Origin of the sequence: Cronobacter universalis NCTC 9529, from assembly GCF_001277175.1 — a bacterium.
GTDB lineage: Bacteria > Pseudomonadota > Gammaproteobacteria > Enterobacterales > Enterobacteriaceae > Cronobacter > Cronobacter universalis.
Map to the genome: position 1 here is coordinate 1,624,936 of NZ_CP012257.1, position 16,659 is coordinate 1,641,594.

The 16,659-nt window shown below is 57.4% G+C and carries 12 protein-coding genes, 2 tRNA genes, 2 other RNA genes and 1 pseudogene; 12 read left to right on the plus strand and 5 right to left on the minus strand.

All coding sequences use genetic code 11. The annotated features are described in order from the left end of the window. Positions 1 to 51 precede the first annotated feature (51 nt). The 3 genes from efeO (at position 52) to phoH (ending at position 3,797) form a co-directional block, all read left to right on the plus strand. The gene (efeO, locus tag AFK65_RS07380; RefSeq protein WP_007707702.1) at positions 52 to 1,179 is read left to right on the plus strand and encodes an iron uptake system protein EfeO; all 1,128 of its coding nucleotides are present in this window, start codon (positions 52 to 54) and stop codon (positions 1,177 to 1,179) included. Between the two features lie 5 nt (positions 1,180 to 1,184). Further along, positions 1,185 to 2,468, plus strand: a complete 1,284-nt coding sequence (gene efeB / locus AFK65_RS07385; RefSeq protein ID WP_038857496.1) for an iron uptake transporter deferrochelatase/peroxidase subunit — start codon at positions 1,185 to 1,187, stop codon at positions 2,466 to 2,468. A gap of 540 nt (positions 2,469 to 3,008) precedes the next feature. Then, on the plus strand, positions 3,009 to 3,797 hold the full coding sequence (phoH, locus tag AFK65_RS07390) for a phosphate starvation-inducible protein PhoH (RefSeq protein ID WP_004387572.1): 789 nt from the start codon (positions 3,009 to 3,011) through the stop codon (positions 3,795 to 3,797). Positions 3,798 to 4,010: 213 nt separating this feature from the next. Here the strand turns inward: phoH and AFK65_RS20840 are convergent. Next, a non-coding RNA gene (locus AFK65_RS20840) (RtT sRNA) lies at positions 4,011 to 4,153 on the minus strand. A gap of 47 nt (positions 4,154 to 4,200) precedes the next feature. After that, a tRNA-Ser gene (locus AFK65_RS07395) sits at positions 4,201 to 4,288 on the minus strand. 246 nt (positions 4,289 to 4,534) lie between these two features. Between AFK65_RS07395 and AFK65_RS07400 the strand changes: the two genes are divergently transcribed. After that, positions 4,535 to 6,859, plus strand: coding sequence for an FdhF/YdeP family oxidoreductase (locus tag AFK65_RS07400; protein WP_007707719.1), 2,325 nt, complete (start codon positions 4,535 to 4,537; stop codon positions 6,857 to 6,859). Between the two features lie 144 nt (positions 6,860 to 7,003). Here AFK65_RS07400 and AFK65_RS20845 read toward each other — a convergent pair. Next, positions 7,004 to 7,146: non-coding RNA, RtT sRNA (locus tag AFK65_RS20845), on the minus strand. A gap of 47 nt (positions 7,147 to 7,193) precedes the next feature. After that, positions 7,194 to 7,281: transfer RNA gene (locus tag AFK65_RS07405), tRNA-Ser, on the minus strand. 562 nt (positions 7,282 to 7,843) lie between these two features. Between AFK65_RS07405 and AFK65_RS07410 the strand changes: the two genes are divergently transcribed. From AFK65_RS07410 to AFK65_RS07445, 8 genes and pseudogenes are all read left to right on the plus strand, one after another. Further along, positions 7,844 to 8,377: a fimbrial protein gene (locus AFK65_RS07410; RefSeq protein WP_007707723.1), complete on the plus strand. Its 534-nt coding sequence runs from the start codon at positions 7,844 to 7,846 to the stop codon at positions 8,375 to 8,377. 79 nt (positions 8,378 to 8,456) lie between these two features. Further along, the gene (locus AFK65_RS07415; RefSeq protein WP_007707726.1) at positions 8,457 to 9,146 is read left to right on the plus strand and encodes a fimbrial biogenesis chaperone; all 690 of its coding nucleotides are present in this window, start codon (positions 8,457 to 8,459) and stop codon (positions 9,144 to 9,146) included. Between the two features lie 68 nt (positions 9,147 to 9,214). Continuing rightward, positions 9,215 to 11,712, plus strand: a pseudogene (locus AFK65_RS07420) (fimbria/pilus outer membrane usher protein). 15 nt (positions 11,713 to 11,727) lie between these two features. Next, positions 11,728 to 12,756: a fimbrial protein gene (locus tag AFK65_RS07425; protein ID WP_007707752.1), complete on the plus strand. Its 1,029-nt coding sequence runs from the start codon at positions 11,728 to 11,730 to the stop codon at positions 12,754 to 12,756. Between the two features lie 85 nt (positions 12,757 to 12,841). Beyond that, on the plus strand, positions 12,842 to 13,783 hold the full coding sequence (gene ghrA, locus AFK65_RS07430) for a glyoxylate/hydroxypyruvate reductase GhrA (RefSeq protein WP_038857493.1): 942 nt from the start codon (positions 12,842 to 12,844) through the stop codon (positions 13,781 to 13,783). A 76-nt stretch (positions 13,784 to 13,859) separates the two neighbouring features. Next, positions 13,860 to 14,597, plus strand: coding sequence for a phosphatase (locus AFK65_RS07435; protein WP_007707754.1), 738 nt, complete (start codon positions 13,860 to 13,862; stop codon positions 14,595 to 14,597). 24 nt (positions 14,598 to 14,621) lie between these two features. Continuing rightward, entirely contained in the window at positions 14,622 to 15,206 is a 585-nt protein-coding gene (locus AFK65_RS07440) for a TorD/DmsD family molecular chaperone (protein WP_038857491.1), read from the plus strand. A gap of 97 nt (positions 15,207 to 15,303) precedes the next feature. Continuing rightward, complete coding sequence (locus AFK65_RS07445; RefSeq protein WP_038857490.1) at positions 15,304 to 15,783, plus strand: DUF1097 domain-containing protein; 480 nt, start codon at positions 15,304 to 15,306, stop codon at positions 15,781 to 15,783. Positions 15,784 to 15,820: 37 nt separating this feature from the next. On the opposite strand, the gene csgG is transcribed toward AFK65_RS07445, so the two are convergent. After that, positions 15,821 to 16,651, minus strand: coding sequence for a curli production assembly/transport protein CsgG (gene csgG / locus AFK65_RS07450; RefSeq protein WP_007707757.1), 831 nt, complete (start codon positions 16,649 to 16,651; stop codon positions 15,821 to 15,823). Between the last annotated feature and the right edge of the window lie 8 nt (positions 16,652 to 16,659).

Below are 16,659 nucleotides of genomic sequence, written 5' to 3' on the forward strand. Positions count from 1 at the left end.
TTGCCGCGCCCGTGCGCGTCTTAGTTACAACATACTTTTAGAGGGATGGTCATGACGAAACAACTTCGCCGTAGCGCGCTTTCCGTGACGCTGCTGGCGCTTATCAGTTCCGCGTTTGCCGCACAGGCCGCGGATATTCCGCAGGTGAAAGTCACCGTAAACGACAAACAGTGCGAGCCGATGACGCTCACGGTGAACGCCGGTAAAACCCAGTTCATCATCCTGAACCACAGCCAGAAAGCGCTGGAGTGGGAAATCCTTAAAGGCGTAATGGTCGTCGAAGAGCGCGAAAACATCGCGCCGGGCTTTAGTCAGAAAATGACTGCTAACCTGGAGCCAGGCGAATATGACATGACCTGCGGCCTGCTGAGCAACCCGAAAGGCAAGCTTATCGTCAAGGCCGCCGGTGGTGAAAAAGCCGCGGCGAAGAGCGAGCTGATGTCGCTGGAAGGCGCCGTGACCGAGTATAAGACCTGGGTGAGCGCGGAAACCGCCGCGCTGGTCTCCGGCACCAAAGCCTTTACCGATGCCGTAAAAGCAGGCGACATCGCCAAAGCGAAATCCCTCTACGCGCCGACTCGCCAGCACTACGAGCGTATCGAGCCTATCGCCGAGCTGTTCTCCGATCTCGACGGCAGCATCGACGCCCGCGAAGACGATTACGAGCAGAAAGCGGCCGACCCGAAATTCACCGGCTTCCACCGTCTCGAAAAAGCGCTATTTGGCGATAACAGCGTCAAAGGCATGGCGCAGTATGCCGACAAGCTCAACAGCGACGTGCTGGATCTGCAAAAACGCATCAGCGAACTCGCGTTCCCGCCGGGTAAAGTCGTGGGCGGCGCGGCGGGCCTTATCGAAGAAGTCGCGGCCAGCAAAATCAGCGGCGAAGAAGATCGCTACAGCCACACCGACCTGTGGGATTTCCAGGCCAATATCGACGGCGCGCAGAAAATCGTGAATCTGCTGCGTCCGCAACTGCAAAAAGAGAACGCGCCGCTGCTGGCGAAAGTGGACGCGAACTTCAAAAAAGTGGATGCCATCCTTGCGAAATATCGCACCAAAGATGGCTTTGAGACTTACGACAAGCTGACGGACGCTGACCGCAACGCGCTGAAAGGGCCAATCACGTCGCTTGCTGAAGATCTCTCGTTACTGCGTGGCGTGCTCGGACTGGACTAAGCGTGATGCAAGAACATGATACTCACGGCGTGCCGCAACCGGCGCGCCGCCGTCTGCTGAAAGGGCTGGGCGCGCTGACCGGCGCGCTCGCGGTCACCGGCGGTTGTCCGGTGGCGCATGGCGCGCAGCCGCAAAGCGCGCCTGGCACGCTTCCTCCGGACGCGCGTCAGGAGACGCAGCCGTTTTACGGCGCGCATCAGGCGGGCGTGCTGACCCCGCAACAGGCATCAATGATGCTGGTGGCCTTTGATGTGCTGGCAGGCAACAAAGCGGATCTCGAACGGCTGTTTCGTTTGCTCACCGACCGCATCGCGTTTTTAACCGCGGGCGGCCCGGCGCCGCAGACGCCGAACCCGCGTCTGCCGCCGATGGATTCCGGTATTCTGGGGCCGGTGATTGCGCCGGATAACCTGACGATCACCGTGTCGCTGGGGCGCTCGCTCTTTGACGACCGCTACGGCCTTGCGCCGCAGATGCCGAAAAAGCTGCAAAAGATGGAGCGGTTTCCGAACGATTCGCTGGACGCGGCGCTGTGCCACGGCGATCTGCTGCTGCAAATCTGCGCCAATACCCAGGATACGGTGATCCACGCGCTGCGCGACATCATTAAGCACACGCCGGATCTGCTGAGCGTGCGCTGGAAGCGGGAAGGATTTATCTCCGATCACGCGGCGCGCAGCCGCGGCAAAGAGACGCCGGTCAACCTGCTGGGCTTTAAAGACGGCACCGCGAACCCGGATACCCGTAACGCGACGTTAATGGACAATGTGGTGTGGGTGACGCCGGAGCAGGGCGAGCCCGCGTGGGCGGTCGGCGGCAGCTATCAGGCCGTGCGCATTATCCAGTTCCACGTTGAGTTCTGGGACCGCACGCCGCTCAAAGAGCAGCAGACGATTTTCGGGCGCGACAAGCAGACCGGCGCGCCGCTCGGCATGCAGCATGAGCACGACGTGCCGGACTACAGCAAAGATCCCGAAGGCAACGTGATTGCGCTCGACAGCCACATCCGGCTCGCGAACCCGCGCACGCCGCAGACGCAGTCCAGCCTGATGGTGCGACGCGGCTACAGCTATTCGCTCGGCGTGACCAATTCCGGCCAGCTCGACATGGGCCTGCTGTTTGTCTGCTACCAGCACGATCTCGAAAAGGGATTTTTAACGGTGCAGAAGCGGCTTAACGGCGAGGCGCTGGAGGAGTATGTGAAGCCCATCGGCGGCGGCTATTTCTTTGTGCTGCCGGGTGTTGCGGACAAATCCCGCTTCCTGGCAGACGGCCTGCTGAAAGCCTGACAAAACCCCGCCACGACGGCGGGGTTTTTTATGTTTCATTTGCTAACAATTTTCGCGCCGCCGTGGCGGAGCGTTTCCGCTGCGGCTATTCTGTTGATACATTTCTGTAATATTGTTCTGTCATAAAGAGGCATCAGAAGTCAGAAAACAAAAGTTATCTTTTAGTAAATATTATGTTGCAAATATGATAATTTTTGTTGTACTTAACGTGTCAGCGGTAGTTTCCCCACTGTGGCAGCAGTAGCACGACGGAGAACGCGAATGGTAGCGTCCAGAACTGGACTTAGAAGGAAAGCAACCCGCACCACCCGGCGCGGAGGAGACTCCTCCGGCAGCGTTATCTCCACCCCCTCAAACTTGTTCCAGGCTTCTCCCCCTGTTCCAGACGATGCGGTAAGCGGTGCGCGTAGCCGTACTACCGCGTCTTTTCGACCGGCAATTCATGGCTTAAAAGGAAGCCAAACCTCAAATGTTTGTGCGCATAATCGCGTCCATCAGCAGGACGCGGCTCATGTAAACCAACTTAACAAGGTGCCATCCATGGGAAGACAGAAAGCAGTGATCAAAGCTCGTCGTGAAGCCAGACGCGTTCTCAGACGAGATTCACGCAGCCACCGGCAGCGTGAAGAGGAATCGGTCACCACGCTTGTGCAAATGAGTGGCGTTGAAGCAATCGGCATGGCGCGGGACAGCCGCGATAACGCGCCGATTGTCGCTCGTACCGACGCTCAGGCGCATTATCTTGAGGCTATTGAGAGCAAACAGCTGATATTCGCCACCGGCGAAGCCGGATGCGGCAAAACGTTTATCAGCGCGGCGAAAGCCGCTGAGGCCCTGATTCATAAGGATGTCGACAGGATAATTGTCACCCGCCCGGTGCTGCAGGCCGATGAAGATCTCGGCTTCCTGCCCGGCGATATCTCTGAGAAGTTCGCTCCGTATTTCCGCCCGGTATATGACGTGCTGGTGCGCCGCCTCGGCGCCTCCTTCATGCAATATTGCCTGCGGCCGGAAATCGGCAAAGTTGAGATTGCGCCGTTCGCCTACATGCGCGGACGTACCTTTGAAAACGCCGTCGTGATTCTGGACGAGGCCCAGAACGTGACAGCCGCGCAGATGAAAATGTTTTTAACCCGCCTCGGGGAGAACGTGACCGTGATCGTCAACGGCGACATCACCCAGTGCGATTTGCCGGCGGGCGTACAGTCCGGCCTGAGCGATGCGCTGGCGCGTTTTGAGGAAGATGAGATGATTGGCATCGTGCGGTTCGGCAAAGCCGATTGCGTGCGTTCCGCGCTGTGCCAGCGGACGCTTAACGCCTACGATTAAGCCCGCCTGATATCACCATGTCAAAGCCCAACGCATGTTGGGCTTTTTTTGTTTTTGATGTGCAGGTGAAAGGTGGGTGCGCTGCGCTTACTCACCCTAGGGGATATGTCTGCAGGTGTTGTAGGGCAGGTAAGCGGAGCGCGCCTGCCGTTTTCCTGGCGCGATATAAAAGCAAAAAAGCCCGTACTTACGTACAGGCTCTTTCTTTGAATATGGCGGTGAGGGAGGGATTGATTCGGCCCGCTGGGCCTCACCCTTCGGGCAGTCAGCTCGCGTGGCTCGCAGACTGTCCCCCTGGCTGCGCCAGTGGTCGAACCCTGGTCGAGGCTTCTCATCCCTCCCGGGCTGGCGCGATATAAAAGCAAAAAAGCCCGTACTTGCGTACAGGCTCTTTCTTTAAATATGGCGGTGAGGGAGGGATTCGAACCCTCGATACGTTGCCGTATACACACTTTCCAGGCGTGCTCCTTCAGCCACTCGGACACCTCACCATATTGTCTTGCTGCCTCGCGTAGCGGGGCAACGGGGCGCTACTATAGGGATCTGCATGAAAACGGTCAAGCACATTTTTTTCTTTCTTTATCGTTCGGTTAAGGGTTAAACGAAATGACGTTTTCTCCCGCAAAACCCGCTATCAGCGCCTGTCGCGCCGACAGATAACCCCGCTGTCGCTTCGCTTATCGCATTTTCTGTACCAGGCTTAAACCACAACTATGAGACAGAGAATGTGGAGCACTATGAAAGAGCGAAATCGTACTATCGGCATCGCGCCTTATGGCGGATCGGCGGGCGGTTGGGGCGCACTCAAGGCCGTTGCTGACGCTATCCGCGGCCAGATGTCGGTGAAGCAGGACGTGATTGCCCTGTTCAAAGTCAATCAGCCGCAGGGGTTTGACTGCCCCGGCTGCGCGTGGCCCGACCCGCAGCACGCCTCGTCGTTTGAGTTTTGCGAAAACGGCGCGAAAGCCGTCTCCTGGGAGGCCACCAGCAAACGCACCACGGCGGAATTCTTCGCGGCGCATACCGTCAGCGAACTGTGGGAGCGCAATGCGTTCGAGCTGGAAGGCGAGGGGCGGCTGACGCACCCGATGAAATATGATCCCGCGAGCGATACGTATCAGCCCATCGAATGGGAAACGGCTTTTCAGGAGATTGGCGAGCGCCTGCGCAGCTACGACAATCCTGACAGCGTCGAGTTTTACACCTCGGGGCGCGCCTCCAATGAAGCGGCATTCCTCTGGCAGCTGTTCGCCCGTGAATATGGCACCAACAACTTCCCGGACTGCTCCAACATGTGCCACGAGCCTACCAGCGTCGGGTTGCCGGAATCTATCGGCGTCGGCAAAGGCACGGTGGAGCTTGAAGATTTCGACCACTGCGACCTGGTGCTGTGCATCGGCCATAATCCCGGCACCAACCACCCGCGTATGCTCGGCACGCTGCGCGAAGTCTCGAAGCGCGGCGCGACTATCGTCGCCATCAACCCGCTGCGCGAGCGCGGGCTGGAGCGCTTTACCTCGCCGCAAAGCCCGATTGAGATGCTGTCGTTAAGCTCTACGGAACTTGCCTCGACCTACTATAAGGTGCGGGTCGGCGGCGATGCCGCGATGCTTAAAGGCGTGATGAAAATATTGCTTTCTATGCATGACGAGGCGCTGGCGAACGGTGAGCCGGGCATCCTCGACGAGGCGTTTATTCGCGAGCATACCGAAGGGTTTAAGGCGCTGAAGGCGGATCTTGACGCGACCGAGTGGGATCACATCCTGAAAGTTTCCGGTATGGAGCGCAAAGAGATCCAGAATGTCGCGCGTCTGTATGCGAAGGCGGAGCGAACCATTATCTGTTACGGCATGGGGATAACCCAGCACCAGTACGGCACGCAGAATGTACAGCAGATCGCCAATCTGCTGCTGCTGCGCGGCAATATCGGCAAAAAAGGCGCAGGCATCTGCCCGCTGCGTGGGCATTCCAACGTGCAGGGCGACCGCACGGTGGGCATCACGGAAATCCCTCCGCAGTCGCTGCTTGACGGTATTGAGCGCGTTTTTGGTTTTAAACCGCCGCAGAAGCACGGTCATGGCGCCGTCGCCGCGATTCAGGCGATGCGCGACGGCAAAGCCAAAGCGCTGCTGTGCCTGGGCGGCAATCTGGCGGAGGCGATTTCCGACCCGCAGGTCACATTCCCGGCGATGCGCAATCTCGATTTAGTCGTGCATATGGCGACCAAACTCAACCGCTCGCATCTTCTGCTCGGCAAGCACAACTATATTCTGCCGGTGCTGGGCCGCACGGAAACGGACGTGCAGGCGTCGGGCGAACAGAGTATTACCGTTGAGGATTCGATGTCGATGGTGCATGCCTCGCGCGGCATGTTGCAACCGGCGTCGCCGCATCTGCGCTCAGAGCCCGCTATCGTGGCGGGGCTTGCCAAAGCGACGCTGCCGGATACGGTGGTGAACTGGGACAAAATGATCGGCGACTACAGCTTTATCCGCGACGCCATCGAGGCGGTGTTCCCGGCGTTCGCTAACTTCAATGAGCGCGTGAAGCAGCCAGGCGGTTTTCGTCTGCGTAACGCGGCCTCGGAGCGCGTCTGGAATACGCCATCCGGCAAGGCGCAGTTTAAGGTGATGCAGGGGATCAATGAGGATCCGCGGTCGCTCAAATGTCACGATCTGGTGCTGACCACGCTTCGCAGTCATGACCAGTACAACACGACGCTGTATGGCCTGAACGACCGCTACCGCGGCGTGACCGGGCGGCGCGACGTGTTGTTTATCAATCCGGATGAGGCAGAAAAACGCGAGCTGCGCGTGGGCGATCAGGTGAATGTGACCGCGCTTGATGCCGACGGCAAGCCGACCTCCCGGCGGCTCAATAACCTGACCGTGGTGGTAATTGATATGGCGCCTGGCTCGGTGGGTGCCTATTACCCCGAGGCCAACGTGTTGGTGCCGCTGGACAGCCACGATACGCAAAGCGGGATCCCGGCTTATAAAAGTATCCCGATCGCGATGGAACGTGTCGCCGAGCCGGTGACGACAGCGGGCGCACGGCGGTAGTCGGGGAGAGCGGTGGGTGCGCTGGCGCTTACCCACCCTACAGACGGTTTTGTAGGGCAGGTAAGCGAAGCGCACCTGTCGTTTTCCTGGCGCGATATAAAAGCAAAAAAGCCCGTACTTGCGTACAGGCTCTTTCTTTGAATATGGCGGTGAGGGAGGGATTGATTCGGCCCGCTGGGCCTCACCCTTCGGGCAGTCAGCTCGCGTGGCTCGCAGACTGTCCCCCTGGCTGCGCCAGTGGTCGAATCCTGGTCGAGGCTTCTCATCCCTCCCGGGCTGGCGCGATATAAAAGCAAAAAAGCCCGTACTTGCGTACAGGCTCTTTCTTTGAATATGGCGGTGAGGGAGGGATTCGAACCCTCGATACGTTGCCGTATACACACTTTCCAGGCGTGCTCCTTCAGCCACTCGGACACCTCACCATATTGTCTTCCCGACGCTGTCGGGACGGGCGCTAATGTAGGGGAAAGGCCCATAGCCGTCAACGGAAATTTAGCGCTTTTCGGCGCGTTTAAACAAACTTCATACAAAATGCGTTTAAAACAACCATGAATAGCCTGCCCGCGAGGTCCGTAACAGGAATCAGCCAATGTCAGTCTATGCATCGAAGACATTTACGTGTCTTTCATTATATGCAGCGTAATAAAAAGCCGCTAAATCACTTGTCAGCCTGATAATGCAACCCCGATTAATTAAAGTTCCATAATTACAAAAAGATAAATATTAATACCTGTCTACAGCTCTATATATCTGCGCTGAAAATGTTCATCCTTAAGGTGGTATTGAGTCAATCTATACGTTCATTGAATGAATTAATGTAATGCGCACCGATTAATTTTTGCTATTTATCTGGCGGAATTAAATAAAAATTCAGTTCGGGAATTGTCAGCCTTTTTGCCAGGGGATAATATGCGCTAGCTTCAACCTGTGGCAGGAATTTATTTATTAAACATATGGCTTGGGATAAACAATCATGGAGAAGATATGAAAAGAAATCTCTGTTTGATAATGCTCGCTGGCGCTCTGGCGATGCATGCGGCTTCAGCGCTGGCAGCCGATGGAAAAATCAATTTTACTGGCAAAATTACCGATCAGGCATGTGAAATTGATGATGACGATAAAGTGCTGGATGTCGATATGGGTGTCTATTCAGTGAAGCAGTTCAACGCGACCGTGGGCGTAAAAACGCCGCCGATTCCGGTGAATATAAAACTGAAAAACTGTCCGGTTGTTGAAGCGGGCGAAAATCCGCACTTTAGCATCTATCTCACTGGCGATGCCGACCCGGTGAATAAGGATTACCTGAAAGTGGCGGATGGCGGCGCGACGGGCGTAGCGATTGTGATTACGGATGATGAAGGCACGGTCATTCCGATGAACCAGTTCTCGGCGCGTAAATTCGAAATCCCCGATGCGACGATGGATCTTAATCTCATCGCTTATTATGAGTCGACCAGCACCACGGTTGGCGCCGGTGCAGCTAACGGGACGACAGATATTACTTTTGATTACCGTTAATTACTGATTCGTTTAACGTGTTATTAAGCCGTTAACGCAGGTTAACGGCTTATTGTTCCTCTTTCTACATGAGCTGACTATGCGCGCGACGGGAAGAATTATTCTCAGGGCCAATCTTTTTTTGCTCCTGATCTTAATGGTGAATAACGCAACCGCAGGCGGGATTGTGGTGGGCGGCACCCGCGTTATTTATGAAGGCAATAAACAAGAAGCGGCGCTGAGCGTAAAAAATAACAGCAGCGCCAGCCCGTTTTTATTGCAATCCTGGGTCGATAACGGCGATGGTAAAACTCGTGGTCCTTTTATGGTAACGCCGCCGCTGTTTCGTATTGATCCTGAAGAAGACCATGATTTACGCATCGCGAAAACCGGCAGTCTGCCGGGAGATCGCGAATCGCTGTTCTATCTGAATATCCGCGCCATTCCGCCGTCATCGGCGGAGGCGGTCAATACCCTTAAGCTGGTGGTCAAAACCCGCATCAAACTGTTTTACCGCCCGCAGGCGCTGGTGGCCGGGGCCCAAACGGCCTACCAGCAGCTTACCTTTCATCTTGTCGATGGCCATCTGGTGGCCGAAAACCCGACGCCTTTCTATGTGGTCTTCGACAGTCTGAAGGTGGGCGCAACGCGTATCCAAAGCGCCGACATGCTGGCGCCTTTCGCCAGCCAGCGCTTTGCGCTGCCAGCAAAGGAAACCGGGCGAGAGGTGAGCTGGCGCGTGATTAACGACTATGGCGGCGTGACGAAGCCTGAGACTCGTCCTCTGTGAGCCTTACTGCAAGGAATGCGCCCGTGAAGAAAACGACTGACCTCTTTAATCATGGCCTGGAAAGCGGTATGCGCCGTCTCGCCGCACCCACGGCCGCGCTGGCGTTTGCCCTCGGCGGCTGTGCTGGCGTTTACGCGCAGGAGAAAGTCTGGTTTGACCCGATATTAATGGAACAGGGCGATCCGGGGCAGCGGGGCGTTGATCTGTCGATTTTCAGTACCAAAGATCGGCTGCCGGCGGGCAACTACCCGCTGCGCATCCGGCTAACGGCGGTGAAATGTTTACCCGAACGATCACGCTCACGGTGGATGCGCAAGGGGAGACCCACCCGGTCATTACGCCCGCGCTGCTGGAGGAGCTCAACGTAAAAACCGACGCGTATCCGGCGCTCGCCGCACTCGCTCCGCTTGCGTCGATTGAGGATATCGGCGCGCTGATCCCGGCGGCGTCAGTGCGGCTCAACACGCATAAAATGGCGCTGGACGTCAGCATCCCGCAGGCGGCGCTGCGCCGCGCCGCTCGGGGCTATGTTGACCCGCAGTACTGGGATGACGGGCTTACGGCGCTGTTCAGCAACTACACGTTTAACGGTTCGGATACGCAAAGCGATGCGGACACAGGGGATTCCTCGCAGTATCTTAACCTGCAAAACGGGCTGAACGTCGGTCCGTGGCGGGTGCGCAACTATTCCACCTGGAGTAAAAGTGACGACGAATCGCACTGGGATTCGATCTACACCTTTTTGCAGCGCGATATTAAACCCTGGCGCTCGCAGCTGACGCTTGGCGAGAGCTATTCCCCGTCGATGATTTTTGACAGCGTGAAATTTAAAGGCGCGCAGCTCGCCACCGACGACAATATGCTGCCTGACAGCCTGCGCGGATTCGCGCCGGTTATCCGCGGTATTGCCAGTTCAAACGCGGAAGTGACGGTGCGCCAGAACGGCTACATTATTTTCCAGGATACCGTCGCGCCAGGGGCGTTTGAGATCAGCGATCTCTACCCCACCTCGCATAGCGGCGATCTGGAGGTGACCATCAAAGAGGCCGACGGCAAAGAGCGGCGTTTTATCCAGCCGTTTTCCGCCGTACCGATTATGCAGCGGCCAGGGCAGATAAAATACAGCCTGACGGCGGGGAAGTACGATCCAAACAGTTCTGAAGATGCCACGCCCGCGTTTGCGCAGGGTACGCTGATTTACGGCCTGAATAATCAGCTGACGCTCTACGGCGGTGCGATGGGGGCAGACGCTTATCAGGCCGCGGCGCTCGGCGTTGGCGTCGGCCTGGACGAGTGGGGATCGGTCTCGCTTGACGTCACGCATGCGCGCAGCCAGTTGCAAAACGACACCACGTCATCAGGCCAGTCGTATCGTTTTCAGTATTCCAAAAATATTGCGCTTACCGATACCGCCATTACGCTTGCGGGTTACCGCTACTCCACCAGCGGCTACTTCGATTTTGACGAAGCGAACCACGATGCGTCCTGGTATGACGATCGCTACGGCGGTTATTACCAGCAGCGCAGCCAGTTGCAAATCAGTATTAACCAGACGCTTAGCGGCCTGGGGTCGTTTTATCTGAATGGCTATCAGCGCGATTTCTGGAACCGCACGGACAAAGAGCAAAACCTCTCGGCGGGCTTCGCGTTTTCAACCGCGGGCGTCACCTGGACGCTCTCTTCGGCATGGAATAAAACGGACGCTCAGACCGACCGGCAGATAGCGCTCGGCGTCAGCGTGCCGCTCAGCCGCTGGCTGGCTAACAGCTGGGCGACGTTTAACGTCAGCCAGAATCAGGATGGCGATACGCGCTATCAGAGCGGCCTCAGCGGCACGCTGATGGATGATGGCAGGCTCAGCTATTCGCTCCAGCAGAGCTATAACCACGCGGGGCAGAGCGGCGATGACACCGCCGACAGCAGCGCCGATCTTAACTATAAATCGCGCTTCGCCAACCTGAGCCTCGGCTATTACCACGCTGATGATTCGCAGCAGTGGAACTACGGCGCGTCCGGCGCGCTGGTGATTCACCCGCATGGCGTCACGCTGTCACAGCCGCTCGGCGATGCTTTCGCGCTGGTGGATGCCAATGGCGCCAGCGACATCCGGTTTAAAAACCAGTCCGGCGTTTCAACCGACTGGCTGGGCTATGCGGTTATACCCTGGCTCTCCCCTTATGAAAGAAACGAGCTGGCCCTGGATACCACAACGATGCCCGCTGGCGTCGATGCGGGAAATACGCACCTGACGCTTATTCCCAATAAAGGCGCGCTGGTTTATGCGCGTGTCGATGCCCGTGAAGGGCATCGCGTTCTGCTAACGTTGCGCCTGGCGAATGGCGAACCGGCGCCGTTTGGCGCGCTGGTGACGCTGGACGGTATCGACGGTTATGAAAGCATTGTCGATGAAGGCGGCGTGGCGTATCTCTCCGGCGTCAAAGAGAACGGCGTGGCGCAGGTAAAGTGGGGACACCATGCCGATCAGCGCTGCCAGGCGTCCTTCGTTCTACCCGAAGCGGGGCCAGAGGAGGGCGATCTGCTCTCTCTGGCCGCCGTCTGTCGATAATAAGAGAATACAAATATGTTTAGAGTCATGTTATGCGGGCTGCTGGTCTGCCTTGCCGTTATTCCGTCTTATTCACAGGCGGCAACGGGGTTCTGCAATACTACCGGCGGGCCAAAAATATTTAATGTCGATGCGAGTACGACGGTCACCAATCCTGACGATAATCAGGCCGGGAAAACTTTTACTGAACGGTTTGGCTCCTCGGAGAGCTACAGCGCGCATTGCGACTGCGATGACAGCGATCTCAATAAAGATCCGCGTCCTGGGGTGAATTATAAAGGCGAATATCTGGCCCCGGCGACGCAGTATGGCAGCGGATATTTTATCCGGGTGAATGACAATATCGATCTGGCTGCGGCCATTAATATCGCCAATGTCGGCGATGTGACGGTGCCGTTTACTGATATCTGGAATAAAAAAAATAATGGCTGTTCGCTGAACAGCTTTACGACAGGGCAAAGCGGCTCGCTGACATTTCGCATCAGTAAGCCTTTTCTGGGGCAAATCGTCATCCCGCAAATGGCCGTGGCGGCAATCTATGGCACCGTCAGGCCGGGACAGTATTCCAGCGAACCGATGGCGAAGATCTTTCTGCAGGGCACTATCACCGTGCCGCAAAGCTGTGAAATCAACGCGGGCGAGGTCATCTCCGTCGATTTCGGCAACATTTTTGCCAGCAATTTTATGACCCGCGGCCATAAGCCTGACGGGTTTGTGGATAAAAAAACAGCCATTACCTATGTCTGCAAAAATATCAGCGACGGGGTTGCGTTAACCATGACGTTTTCCGGCGCGCCAGCGAACGGTATGCCGGAAGCGCTCGCGACCAGTAACCCTGATGTCGGCGTGCTGCTGAAAAACGACGGCGAGCAGGTGATCCCCATCAATACCGGCGAGGTGCCGATGCCGCTCGATCCTTCAGTTGATATCTCCCGGCGGACGGGGGCGGTGGATATCCTCACGGCCCCGGTCAACCTCAGCGGCAAAACGCCGCAGAACGGCGAATTTTCCGGCTCGGCCTCAATAACCGTGAATATTCGTTGACATCATCCGCTTTTCCGCGCGCCGCCGCCCCAAAGACGGCTGATTTTGTTATGGTTAATGCCTGTCATCTGTCTGGAGAAGCGCCGTGGAGATCCTCTTTTACCATCCCACCTTTGATGTTGACGAGTGGGCGGCTTTACTGCAACGCCATCTGCCGCAGGCGCGCCTTCGCGCCTGGCAGCCCGGCGATAACGCCGCGGCGGATTACGCGCTGGTCTGGCATCCGCCGTATGAAATGCTGCGCGGGCGCATGAACCTGAAAGCGATTTTCGCGCTCGGCGCCGGGGTGGACTCGCTCCTAAGCCGCTTGAACGAACATCCTGATCTGCTGCCGCCCGGCGTGCCGCTGTATCGCATGGAAGATACCGGCATGGCCGCGCAGATGCAGGAGTACGCCATAAGTCAGGTGCTGCACTGGTTCCGCCGTTTCGATGATTACGCCGCGCTACAGCGTGAAGCGCGCTGGGAGCCGCTGGAAGCGTATCGCCACGGTGATTTCACCGTCGGCGTGCTGGGCGCGGGCGTGCTCGGCGGCCAGGTGGCGCAGAGTCTCAGCCGCTTCGGATTTCCGGTGCGCAGCTGGAGCCGCAGCCGCAAAACGCGGGCTGGCGTGGAGAGTTTTGCCGGCGCGGACGAACTGTCCGCTTTTCTGCACGGTACGCGCGTGCTGGTCAATCTTCTGCCCAACACGCCGGAAACGGCGGGCATTATTAACGCGCAGTTGCTGGCGGCGCTTGACGACAACGCGTATGTCCTGAACCTGGCGCGCGGCGTTCATCTGGTGGAAGAGGATCTGCTGGCCGCGCTGGAGCGCGGGAAAGTGAAGGGCGCGATGCTGGATGTTTTTCAGCAGGAGCCGTTGCCGCATGAGAGCCCGCTCTGGCGCCATCCGCGCGTGCGCATTACGCCGCACGTAGCGGCCGTCACCCTCCCTGAAGAGGCGGCGGCGTTTATCGCACAGACTATTACGCGAATCGAGCGCGGCGATATGCCGCCGAATCAGGTGGACGTGGCGCGCGGCTACTAGCGCGCGCCCCGGCGATTCGGCTAAAAATCGCCGGGGATACCTGTTATCCTTGCACAAAATCACAGAGGAGAGCGCCATGTATCCCGTTGACCTGCATATGCACACCGTCGCCAGCACCCATGCTTACAGCAACCTGCATGATTACATCGCCGCGGCGAAGCAAAAAGGCGTCCGGCTTCTGGCTATCACCGATCACGGTCCGGACATGGGGGATGCGCCGCATCACTGGCACTTTATTAATATGCGCATCTGGCCGCGTGTGGTAGACGGCGTCGGCATCCTGCGCGGTATTGAAGCGAATATTAAAAACCGTGAGGGCGAGATCGACTGCACCGGCCCGATGCTCGATTCACTCGATCTGATCGTCGCGGGTTTCCACGAGCCGGTATTCGCGCCGCAGGATAAAGACGCGAATACCGAAGCGATGATCGCGGCGATGGCCGGCGGTACGGTGCATATCATCAGCCATCCCGGCAACCCAAAATATCCTGTCGACATTCCGGCTATCGCCGCTGCGGCCGCCAAATATCAGGTCGCGCTTGAGATCAACAACTCATCGTTCACCCACTCCCGCAAGGGCAGCGGGCCAAACTGCAAAGCCATCGCCGCCGCGGTGCGCGATGCGGGCGGCTGGGTGGCGCTGGGGTCTGATTCTCACACCGCCTTTACGCTCGGCGATTTCCATGAGTGCCGCAAGGTGCTGGATGAAGTGGATTTCCCGGAAGATCGCATCCTGAACGTCACGCCGCGGCGACTGCTCGATTTCCTTGAAACCCGCGGCATGACGCCGATTGCTGAATTCGCCGCCCTTTAATTTTGCCTGAAATGGAATCTTTTAATGAATGAGTTTTCAATAATTTGCCGCCTGCTGGGCTCTCTCTGGTACCGCGCGCCGCAGGATCCGGTCATGGCGCCGATCTACGGCCTGATCCGTGAGGGCAAACTCGCGCAAAACTGGCCGCTGGAGCAGGATGAACTGCTGGCGCGGCTGCAAAAAAGCGCGCAGCCTGACGACGTCCAGGCCGATTACCAGGCGCTCTTCGGCCTGGAGGACGCCCGGGTGGCGCCCCTGCGCTCCGCCTGGGTGGCAGAGAGCAGCGAGCAGGAAGTCCGTAGTTTTTTAACCGCGCGCGGCATGCCGCTCGGCGAGGCGCCGGCGGATCATTTCGGCCTGCTGCTGCTGGCGGCCTCATGGCTTGAAGATCAGTCTGCGGAAGATGAAATTGAGGCGCAGGAGACTTTATTCGGCGAGTTCCTGATCCCATGGTATGAAACGTTCCTCGGCAAAGTGGAAGCCCACGCCGCCACGCCGTTCTGGCGCACGCTGGCGCAGGTCACCCGTGAGGCCATTCAGGCGATGTGGGAAGAGTTGCAGGAAGAAGACGACCAGGGTGAGGACGAAGACGCTCCCTCTGTAGAGTGATGCTTGTCACATTTAAAATGTAACTCACTGTGCGTTATTTCATGTGACGTGCGTCAGATCGCATTTCTCGGGCGGCGTTTTGCTAAGATACGCCGCCATGAACAGACACTTTTCTCTCGCATTAACGACCGGCCTGCTTTCCGCCCTCTGGGCGTGGGCCGCCGTCTCGCTGGGTCTGCCTTCCTGGGCAGGCTTTCTCGGCTGCACCGCCTGGTTCGCCAGCCCAAAAGGGGGTCTCACCGGTTTTCTGACTATCCTGTTTACGCTGTGCAGCGGCGTGCTGTGGGCGCAGGTCATCATCGCCGGTAGCGCCGTGGCGCCCGGTCTTGCCTGGTTAAGCTACGCCATGACCGGCGTGGTGGCGTTTCTGATGTGCATCCAGTCGCGCCATACGCTGCTCGGTTTCGTCCCGGGGACATTTATCGGCGCCTGTGCGACGTTCGCGGGGCAGGGCGACTGGAAAAGCGTACTGCCCGCGCTGCTGCTGGGGTTACTGTTCGGCGTGGCGATGAAGTTCACCGGGCAGTGGCTTGCCGGGCGCAGCGAGCCAAAGAAAACCACTGCGACGGAGCAATAAAAGAAAACCCGCGTGAGCGGGTTTTTTTATCTGCCAGTCAGGCGGCGGGGGCGGAGAGATCGCGATATTTTTTCAGGACAGGATTATTCACCGCGCCTGGATCGTTAAGCTCCCATAATCCGCGCGTGATCCCATCGTTAATTAAATAGATAACGCCCGTTTCAATGGCCGACATGAGACACTGCATAACGGGTTCGTTAGCGGTATACCCGACCTCGCCCTCAAGCAGCCGCTGATATTCGATAAAGCGAAAGACGCCCGCCTGCACCTCATAAGAGAGAATAGTTTTACTGGTATTTACCGAGGAGAGAACCTCACCGGTGCTGACATTCACGACGCGCAAATTAACGGCGACCTGATCGAGCTGATATTGCGTATCCGCACCGATACCGAAATATTTCGCGCCCGCGCCGCCTGACTTCACATTACTTTCATAACCGATAATCGAGCCTTCGATCATGACATTGGCAGACATTAACGACTGCAGCGGCATCCGGTTATTATCGCCCACGGTGCCATTTTCCTGCGAGGCGCGAATAATCTTTCGCTCATTGAGCAGATTCTGAAGACCCTGACGCTCCAGCGGAATGAACCAGCGGGAATCTTTTAATGCCGTCACCAGCATGGCGGTGGCGCTTTGGGGAACTGCGGTGGAGAAGTTACTGGCCGGGTAGGGTTTAAACTGCCCGGTTTCATCCTGAATATTATATACCGAGACGTAAAGCTTCCCTTTCGGCTCCGGCAGGTGAATCAGATCCTGATAGCTCTGTCCGCGTGGCATCAGGGTAGGGCTTGCGGCCTCTTTCGGTGGCGCGGTCAGGCACCCGCTTAACAGTATTGTGGCGATAAGAACGATCAGGCGCTGCATTGTCATTA

Bases quoted from the DNA above. Each gene is read 5' to 3' on its own strand.
- efeO (WP_007707702.1), top strand. From the start codon at position 52: ATGACGAAACAACTTCGCCGTAGCGCGCTTTCCGTGACGCTGCTGGCG.
- efeB (WP_038857496.1), top strand. From the start codon at position 1,185: ATGCAAGAACATGATACTCACGGCGTGCCGCAACCGGCGCGCCGCCGT.
- phoH (WP_004387572.1), top strand. From the start codon at position 3,009: ATGGGAAGACAGAAAGCAGTGATCAAAGCTCGTCGTGAAGCCAGACGC.
- AFK65_RS07400 (WP_007707719.1), top strand. From the start codon at position 4,535: ATGAAAGAGCGAAATCGTACTATCGGCATCGCGCCTTATGGCGGATCG.
- AFK65_RS07410 (WP_007707723.1), top strand. From the start codon at position 7,844: ATGAAAAGAAATCTCTGTTTGATAATGCTCGCTGGCGCTCTGGCGATG.
- AFK65_RS07415 (WP_007707726.1), top strand. From the start codon at position 8,457: ATGCGCGCGACGGGAAGAATTATTCTCAGGGCCAATCTTTTTTTGCTC.
- AFK65_RS07425 (WP_007707752.1), top strand. From the start codon at position 11,728: ATGTTTAGAGTCATGTTATGCGGGCTGCTGGTCTGCCTTGCCGTTATT.
- AFK65_RS07435 (WP_007707754.1), top strand. From the start codon at position 13,860: ATGTATCCCGTTGACCTGCATATGCACACCGTCGCCAGCACCCATGCT.
- AFK65_RS07440 (WP_038857491.1), top strand. From the start codon at position 14,622: ATGAATGAGTTTTCAATAATTTGCCGCCTGCTGGGCTCTCTCTGGTAC.
- AFK65_RS07445 (WP_038857490.1), top strand. From the start codon at position 15,304: ATGAACAGACACTTTTCTCTCGCATTAACGACCGGCCTGCTTTCCGCC.
- csgG (WP_007707757.1), bottom strand. From the start codon at position 16,651: ATGCAGCGCCTGATCGTTCTTATCGCCACAATACTGTTAAGCGGGTGC.